The organism is Nocardioides sp. CPCC 206348 (assembly GCF_048654705.1).
Classification (GTDB): domain Bacteria; phylum Actinomycetota; class Actinomycetes; order Propionibacteriales; family Nocardioidaceae; genus Nocardioides.
In genome coordinates this window covers 3,895-4,485 of the sequence record NZ_JBMCZA010000055.1, presented here as the reverse complement: position 1 = coordinate 4,485, position 591 = coordinate 3,895, and the positions used below count along the sequence as shown (strand labels likewise).

Annotated in this window: 1 protein-coding gene; it reads left to right on the top strand. The window is 65.3% G+C overall.

Annotated elements, in window-relative coordinates:
- The coding region (locus ACOADB_RS01880; RefSeq protein WP_378596214.1) for an HNH endonuclease signature motif containing protein at positions 1–417 on the top strand (417 nt) is incomplete at its 5' end.
- Positions 418–591: the final 174 nt, after the last annotated feature.

Sequence of the window (591 nt, the reverse complement as noted above, 5' to 3'; positions counted from 1 at the left end):
GTGCGGGTGGCACCGGTGATCGACCTGAACAACCAGGCACCGGTCGATGCGTACGAGATCCCGTCCCGGATGAGGGAGGCAGTGCACCTGATCCATCCCGGTGACGTGTTCCCCTACGCGGCCAACACCAGTCGGCGGATGGACCTGGACCACGCCATCCCGTACTCCGAGGGCGGGCCCACCACGGTGGGGAACCTCGGACCGTTGACCAGGACCCATCACCGGATCAAGACGCATGCGGGTTGGGAGGTACGACAACCCTTCCCCGGGATCGTGATCTGGCGAGATCCCCACGGGGCGCACTACCTGGTCGATCAGACCGGAACACGGAGAGTCACCGGCACCACCGGCGACCAGACCCTCACGCCCGCAGAACTCCACTTCACCCAAAGGCTCATCAACCACCTCGCCGCCTGACACCCCGCCCGTTGGTGACCACGCGGGTCGCAGAACAGCGCTGTCATGCCGAGATGAGCTTCAGAGGTGGTTGCCCTGTTCGTCGAGTCGCACTGATCTAGCCGCTGTCGGAGCTGGACTCCCGACCACCACGGGATTCAGAGGACCGGGCGACGAATGCGACCGATTGCGGCC